This window comes from Desulfosalsimonas sp., from assembly GCF_055149105.1.
This window is the reverse complement of sequence record NZ_JBSRLA010000051.1, coordinates 19,928-27,666: the sequence shown is the minus strand read 5'-3', so window position 1 is coordinate 27,666 and position 7,739 is coordinate 19,928. Positions and strand designations below refer to the sequence as shown.

General features: G+C 55.9%; 5 protein-coding genes. 3 read left to right on the top strand and 2 right to left on the bottom strand.

Annotated elements, in window-relative coordinates; translation table 11 throughout:
- Positions 1–122: 122 nt before the first annotated feature.
- A complete protein-coding gene (gene pabB, locus ACTCIA_RS12335) occupies positions 123–2,393 on the top strand; it encodes an aminodeoxychorismate synthase component I (protein WP_463002125.1) in 2,271 nt (756 codons plus the stop codon).
- Positions 2,394–2,529: 136 nt separating this feature from the next.
- Here the strand turns inward: pabB and ACTCIA_RS12330 are convergent, their stop codons facing one another.
- Complete coding sequence (locus ACTCIA_RS12330; RefSeq protein ID WP_463002124.1) at positions 2,530–3,759, bottom strand: LL-diaminopimelate aminotransferase; 1,230 nt, start codon at positions 3,757–3,759, stop codon at positions 2,530–2,532.
- Between the two features lie 68 nt (positions 3,760–3,827).
- Complete coding sequence (locus tag ACTCIA_RS12325; RefSeq protein WP_463002123.1) at positions 3,828–4,223, bottom strand: hypothetical protein; 396 nt, start codon at positions 4,221–4,223, stop codon at positions 3,828–3,830.
- 165 nt (positions 4,224–4,388) lie between these two features.
- Between ACTCIA_RS12325 and ACTCIA_RS12320 the strand changes: the two genes are divergently transcribed.
- Complete coding sequence (locus ACTCIA_RS12320; protein WP_463002122.1) at positions 4,389–5,162, top strand: enoyl-CoA hydratase/isomerase family protein; 774 nt, start codon at positions 4,389–4,391, stop codon at positions 5,160–5,162.
- On the top strand, positions 5,163–7,730 hold the full coding sequence (locus ACTCIA_RS12315) for a TIGR03960 family B12-binding radical SAM protein (RefSeq protein WP_463002121.1): 2,568 nt from the start codon (positions 5,163–5,165) through the stop codon (positions 7,728–7,730). It begins immediately after the preceding gene.
- Positions 7,731–7,739 lie beyond the last annotated feature (9 nt).

Below are 7,739 nucleotides of genomic sequence, written 5' to 3'. Positions count from 1 at the left end.
ACGCGCGATTTCTCAGAATTTCACGTACGGATAAGTACGCTGCATTCTTCGAAATCGCGCAAGCCTTGATCTTGAACTTTTTACAGCGCCATCTGAAAACCGACTTTTTACGAGTGTGTCAAATGATAAACGACCTTCAAACGCAGATCTCCGGTTTTGCCGGCGGCATTGACCGGGTCTGCACCGAGACAATTGATCTCAAAGAGCCCTTTGTTGACACCGCCGCCCGGTTTGCCGATCTTGCCGGCACCGTGGTGCTGGCAAGCGGCACGGATCATGACGCGGCAAGATATCATATCCTGGCAGCCCGGCCATGGCTGACCTACCGGTTTGACGGGGTCTATGCCCGGCTTGAAATCAGAGACGACACCCTGTGTGTGCAGGCAGATCCCCTGGAGGTTTTGCGCGCGCTTCTCCATACCTGCGCCGTGGGTCAGGCCTGTCCGGACCTGCCCTTGAGCGCGGGCCTTCTGGGATATCTGTCCTATGACCTGAAAAACCGGATCGAAAACCTGCCCAGAACCGCAATAGATGACCAGGGGCTGCCGGAGATCTGCCTGTATGCCCCGTCAGTGCTTTTGATCCGCGACCGGCACCGGCAAACCACGCGGCTGTGCATTCCGCAGCGGTCAAAAACCGGACAAACCGGGGCGGCCCGGGCCCGGGACTGGTTTTTCGCGCACCTGCACCGCCCGTCCCAATGCCTTGAGACTGGCTTTTCCGGCGGATCAACAGGTTTTTTCTCACCGTTTACCCGGCGCACCTACATGGAGGCGGTGGAGACGGTCAAAGACTACATTGTTTCCGGTGACATCTACCAGGTGAATTTTTCCCAGCGCTTTGAAACCGATTTTTCCGGTCATCCCTATTCCATGTTCACCCGCCTGTTCGCCGATGCCCCGGCCCCTTTTTATGCTTATGTCCATGCCGGGGATCACTGGATCGTGTCCACGTCCCCGGAGCGTTTTGTGTGCAAAACCGGAGCCCTGGTGGAAACCCGGCCCATCAAGGGCACCCGGCCCCGGGCAGAGACGGCCGAAGCCGACCGCGCCCTGGCAGAAGAACTGCAGTCCAGTGAAAAAGACGATGCAGAACTTTCCATGATCGTTGATCTGATGCGAAACGACCTGGGCCGGGTGTGTGCGGCAGGCACCGTGGCGGTGGCCGAACACAAACGCCTGGAGGCCTGGCCCAATGTATTTCACCTGGTGTCCGTGATCCGGGGACGGCTGGCTGAAAACAAAGACAGCGTTGACCTGATCCGGGCGGCGTTTCCCGGCGGATCTGTGACAGGATGTCCCAGAATCCGGGCCATGGAAATCATAGATGAGCTGGAGCCTGTTTGCAGGCATGTTTATACCGGCTCTATCGGCTACATTGGCTTTGACGGGCAGATGGATCTCTCCATTGCCATCCGCACGGCGGTCATCCGCGGCAACCGGATGTTTTTTTCCGTTGGCGGGGGCGTGGTGTTTGACTCGGATCCGGCCTCGGAATACGAGGAAACCCTTCACAAGGGACGGTCCGTGATGAGCGTATTCGGGGAACCCGACAGGGTTGAAGACCGCCGGCCCCGGATCTGGTTAAACGGCATGATCGTGGCCGAATCCGATGCCCGGGTGCCGGTCACCGACCCCGGGGTGCAGTATGGATACGGATTTTTTGAAACCATCCGGGTGGAAAACAACCAGATTCATCTGGCAAAAGCGCACCTGGAGCGGTTTTTCCGCACCTGGCAGGGGCTTTTTAACACCCCTGTGCCGGATTTGAGTTGGCAGACCATTATTTCCCGGGTGGTGGCGGCCAATAATCTGACAAAACAGGTGTGCGCGGTCAAGCTCCTGGCCGCGGCCCGGCAGGAGGAAAGCCGGCTCGATCGTCCGCCCCATTTGATGGTTTCAGCCGCTTCGTATGTGCACCGGCTGGAGCAGGCGGGAAAGTCGGCCCTGGATCTGGTCACATACCCCTGTTTCCGGCAGACCCCCATGGCGGACCATAAAACCATGAATTACTTGTATTATTTCGTGGCCGGCAAATGGGCACGCCGGCAGGGGGCGGATGAAGCCGTGATCTGCAATCCAGACGGCTCCGTGTCTGAAACCAACACCGCCAACCTGCTGGCGGTTTACGGAAACACCGTGATCTGTCCGGCCTCGGCCCATGTGCTCGCCGGGGTCATGCAGCAGGCCGTGACGCGGCGGCTTCAGGCGCTGGGCTTTTTTATCCGCAGAAAGCCTGTCACGGTCCAATCCCTGGTTGATGCAGACCTGGTGCTGGTCACCAATTCCCTGATGGGACCGGTGGGGGTGCGCTCGATTGACGGCAGAACCCTTGCCTGTGACCCGGAATGGGTCACAGGTCTGCGCAGGAGTGTATTGTCGGATTTTACCTAATTTTTTATCCCAGGGCTTGATGGTGCCGTAAAAAGTCCTAAAACGGATATCACCGTCAACCACTAAAGAGATAACTTATTGATTTTACTTAACACTTAATCACTTAAAACTTAACACTGCCTGTAAAAAAGACTTTTTACAGGCTTATCAGGGCTTTGCGGATTCGCTGCATGGCCCGGTCCACGTTGTCATAGCTGTTAAATGCGCTCAGCCGGATGTATCTGGACCCGCAGGGACCGAATCCCGCCCCCGGGGTGCAGACCACCCCGGTTTTTTCCAGAAGTGCGTTGAAAAAGTTCCAGGAATCGGTCTGTGCATCCACCCAGATGTAGGGCGAGTGTTTGCCGCCTGCATATGAATAGCCCAGTGCATCCATTTCCCGGCAGATGCGGTCGGCGTTTTTCATGTAATCATCAATGATTGCCTTTACCTGTTTCTGTCCCTGCTCGCTGTAGACGGCTTCCGCAGCCCGCTGCACCGGGTAGGCCACGCCGTTGAACTTTGTGGAATGCCTGCGGTTCCACAGGGGATGAAGCATTTCCGGGTGTCCGTTTTTGTCAAAGGCCCGGCACTCCTTGGGCACCACCGTGTAGGCGCAGCGGGTGCCCGTGAACCCGGCGGTTTTGGAAAAGCTTCTGAATTCCACGGCCACTTCCCGGGCGCCGGGGATCTCGTATATGGACCGGGGCAGGGTTTCATCCCGGATAAAGGCTTCATATGCCGCGTCATAGAGTATCAGGGCCTTGTTTTGCCGGGCAAAGTCCACCCACTTTGAAAGGGTTTGCTTTGTGGCGGCTGTACCCGTGGGGTTGTTGGGAAAACACAAACAGATCAGGTCCACGTCGGCATCCGGCAGGTTCGGCAAATAGTCGTTTTCCCGGGTGCAGGGCATGTACACAATGTTTTCAAACCGGCCGTCTTGAAACTCTCCGGTGCGGCCGGCCATGACATTGGTGTCCACATACACCGGATAGACCGGATCCGGCACGGCCACCCGCGTCTCTGTTGCCAGGATTTCCTGGAAATTGCCGGTATCGCACTTGGCCCCGTCACTGACAAAGATCTCGTCTGCTGAAATCTGTGCGCCCCTGGCGGCAAAGTCGTGTTCTGCGATTTTTTCCCGCAGAAATGCGTATCCCTGCTCGGGTCCGTAGCCGCGAAAGGAGGCGTCTTGTCCCATTTCGTCAACCGCTTCGTGCATGGCCGCAATGCAGGCCGCTGGCAGCGCCCTGGTGGCGTCTCCGATGCCCAGGCGGATGATTTCGGTATCCGGGTTTTTTTCACTGAAATCGGCAATCCGGGCGGCAATATCGGAAAACAGGTAAGAGGCCTGGAGTTTTTTGTAATGGGGGTTGATACGAATCATTGTCAGCGATCCTTTTTGATAAATTTTTACGGCATTGTTGTCAATTGCCGGGCTGGGATCACCCGTTTTCATGCTTTTACATTTTCCATGATTGATAAAAATTTCTGCTCGTATATAATAGAAAACCCGCTTGTGTCAATATCGCCCGGGCCGCTCCGGTCCCCTGCTGTTTTCAGGCCTGCTGAAGCCGGGTTTTCATTCTTGACACAAGCCTTGTATTGTACTTTATTTGCCGGGATTTGGCCGGTTGCAAAAGCGATTGCTTTTATGAACAAACAGTCGCTTTGGCAAAGTCGTAAAAAGCTTTTTACCGCGTCCGCTATTGTTGCAGGAAGGAAGCCCAAGGCCGGGCTTCCTTGGGAAGGTTTTTCTGTGGCAGCCTTGTAAAAAGCCTTGATCAGAAGTCTTGATTTTGGCGTTTTTACCAGGGCTTCAACCTTTGATGGAATCGTAAAAAGGCCCAAATCGGATATAACCGCTAATCAATGAACAAATAAATTATTGATTTTACTTAACACTTAATCACTTAAAACTTAACACTGCCTGTAAAAAAGACTTTTTACAGGCTCATCAACATTTGACTGTATAAAATTTCAGAATCCATATAGAAAATATAAAGGAATATGCCCATGACTGAACAATTGCTCCAGGAAACCACTGAGGACGACATCCGGATTGTCACTTTAAACCACGGCAAAACCAATTCTTTAAACCGGGATATGCTCCAGCGCCTGGGAGAAATCGTTGCCGAGGCAGATGAAAACCCGTCGCCCAAGGGTATTGTGCTTACCGGCGAGGGCCGGTTTTTTTCCAGCAGATTTGATCTGCCCATGTTTCTGGGTTTCTCCGAACTCCGGGAAGCTGTGGAGTTTTTTGAGTTTGAAGAGCAGGTGCTCACTTCTCTGTTTGCCTGCAGAAAACCCGTTGTGGCGGCCTTAAACGGCCATACCGCGGCCGGCGGGCTGATTTTGGCCATGGCCGCAGATTACCGGATTATCAAAGAGCATCCCAAGATTAAAGTGGGCATGTCTGAAAACAAAATCGGTCTGCCCCTGAGCGTGGCCCAGCACGAGGTCATGCGGTTCGGGTTTGACAGCAACCACCGGTTCCGGGATGTGATGTTTTTCAGCGATATGGTCGATGTGTTTGGCGCCAGGGAAAAGGGGCTGGTGGATGAACTGACTGCCGAAGACATGCTCATGGATCGGGCCAAACAGGTGGTCTCCCTGTGGATAGACAACCCGGGCCGCCCTTTTATGCGGATGAAGCAGATGCTGCGCGCGGATACGGTGCAGCGGATCCGCAGAAAACTGGCAGAGGAAAATTGGCAGGCGGAGCTGAAGAATTTTTTCCGCGATGAGGTTCGTCAGACCTTGGAATTCGTTCAGGCCAGCATGAAATAGATGACAACCATGACTGACCTGAAAATTGATTCGCTTTTGTCCCTGGTGGAAAAACCCAGCCGGTACATGGGCGGGGAAATCAACTCAATTGCCAAGACCGGCGCGGACGTCAGGCTCAGCATGGCCTTGGCGTTTCCGGACACTTACGAGATCGGCATGTCGCATTTCGGCATGCAGATTCTCTATGATCTGATCAATGCCCGGCCCGAAGCATGTGCTGAACGCGTATTTGCACCGGGCATGGACATGGCGGAACTGCTCAAATCCCGGCAAATCCCTTTGTTTTCCCTGGAAACCCGACGGCCCCTGGGCGAATTTGACATTATCGGGTTTAGTCTTCTCTATGAGCTCAATTACACCAATGTGCTAATGATGCTGGAATTGGCCGGTATTCCGTTTTATGCCGACCAGCGCGGCAGCAATTATCCTTTTGTGATTGCCGGGGGGCCCTGCACGGTAAACCCCGAGCCCGTGGCCCTGTTTTTTGATGCCATGGTGGTGGGCGACGGTGAGGCCGTGCTTCCGGACATGCTCGATGCCTGGGCCGACTGGAAAGATTCCGGGTCCGGGAATAAAACCGAATTGCTCAAGGCCTGGGCTGCCATTGAAGGCGTTTATGTGCCGGCCTTTTTTGCCGCAGCGGTTGATGCCTGCGGCCGCCAGCAAACCCGGCCTTTTTTGCCCGGATATGACAAGGTTCGCCGGGCCGTGACCCCGGATCTGGACTTGGCGGGCTTTCCGGAAACTCCTGTGATTCCGTTTGGAAGACCGGTCCATGACCGGCTCAGGCTGGAAATTGCACGGGGCTGCACCCGGGGGTGCCGGTTCTGCCAGGCCGGGATGATCTACCGCCCGGTGCGGGAGCGGTCCCTTGACACCCTGGCCCGGCTTGTGGAAAAAAGCCTTGGTTCAACCGGGTATGAGGACCTTTCCCTGCTGTCTTTGAGCACGGGCGATTATTCCTGCCTGACCCCGCTGATGAAACATCTGGCGGCGCAATACCGGCGGCGGCACCTGGCCATTTCCATACCTTCGTTTCGCGCCGGAACCCTGAATCCGGAGATGATGGAGCTGATTCGAAGTGTCCGCAAAACCGGATTTACCATTGCCCCTGAGGCCGGCAGCCCCCGGCTGCGCTCGGTGATCAACAAAAACATCAGCGAAGATGAAATCATTGAGACCGTATCCACAGCTTTTGATCTGGGATGGCAGTTGGTCAAGCTTTATTTCATGATTGGCCTGCCCACGGAATCCGAGGCGGATATCGAGGCCATTGCCGAACTGGTGCGCCGCCTGCACAAGCTGCGGCCCAAAGGCCGGCGGGGGGGCAATATCAACGTGAGCGTGGCCACCTTTATCCCCAAGCCCCATGTCCCGTTTCAATGGGCCGGCCAGCTCGATGCGGCCACGGCCCGGGAGCGGATGCAGTATCTGCGCCGGCGGGTAAAAGGGCGCGGGGTGGAGTTTAAATGGCAGGATCCGGAAACCAGCCGTTTGGAAGGCGTTTTTGCCCGGGGCGACCGGCGCCTGGCCCCGGTGCTGGCTGCCGCTTACCAAAGAGGATGCCGGTTTGACGGTTGGACCGATTCCTTTGACAAGGCGGCCTGGGATGAAGCCTTTATTGCACAGGGCGTGGATCCGGAAGATTACCTGCAGGCCGTGGCCCTGGATGCCCCCCTGCCCTGGGATCATATTGATACCGGGGTTTCCCGGGATTTTCTTGCAGCCGAGTATCAAAATGCCCTTGAGGCTGTCCCTACCCCGGACTGCCGATCCGGGGATTGCCAGGGCTGCGGTGTGTGTGATTTTAAAACATGCCGGCCCATTGAGGCTGTTGAGAAAAAAAATGATGTTTCAGCGCCGGATGCCCCGGGCCCGCCCCTGGCTGATGCGCAAGGGCCTTTTCACCGCGTCAGGGTGGTTTACAGCAAACTTGGACCGGCCCGGTATTATGGTCAATTGGAGCTGGTGAGCATTTTTCTCAGAGCTCTGCGCCGGGCCGGGGTGGAGCCGGCGTATTCAGCCGGGTTTCATCCAAAGCCCAAGGTGGCTTTTGGCGACGCCCTGCCGGTGGGCATGGAAAGTGAGGAGGAGAGCTTTTTTATGACCATTGCCACGAATTTTCCGTTGGAGCGGATTCCGGAATCGATCAATCGGCATTTGCCCGAGGGTCTGCTGGCTGTGGGCTGCAGCCCGGCGAAAACCCGGGAGGTACCCAACAGGCCCGGCCCTGCGGTCTATCAGGTTACCCTGCCCCCGGGCAGCCGATTTGACCACCAGGCTTTTGAAGCCTTTATGGCAGCGCCTGCTTTCAGGGTGGTGTTTTCCACCCGGAAAAAGGGGGATCAACAGGTGGATCTCAAGGCCGTGGTCACAGAGTGCTTCCGGCTCCGGCCGGATCGACTTCAGCTTCGCATGGTTCAACCTTCCGGGCTAACTCTTCGGCCGGGGCCGGTGGTTGCGTCAATTTTTTCCCTGCCTGATGCGGTTATGCATCAGGCCCGCATTTTGAAACTGGCTGAACATGCCGGGTGCACCGGGGATTTTACAGAACCGGGCAATATTTAAAGAGGTTTT

Bases quoted from the DNA above. Each gene is read 5' to 3' on its own strand.
- pabB (WP_463002125.1), top strand. From the start codon at position 123: ATGATAAACGACCTTCAAACGCAGATCTCCGGTTTTGCCGGCGGCATT.
- ACTCIA_RS12320 (WP_463002122.1), top strand. From the start codon at position 4,389: ATGACTGAACAATTGCTCCAGGAAACCACTGAGGACGACATCCGGATT.
- ACTCIA_RS12330 (WP_463002124.1), bottom strand. From the start codon at position 3,759: ATGATTCGTATCAACCCCCATTACAAAAAACTCCAGGCCTCTTACCTG.
- ACTCIA_RS12315 (WP_463002121.1), top strand. From the start codon at position 5,163: ATGACAACCATGACTGACCTGAAAATTGATTCGCTTTTGTCCCTGGTG.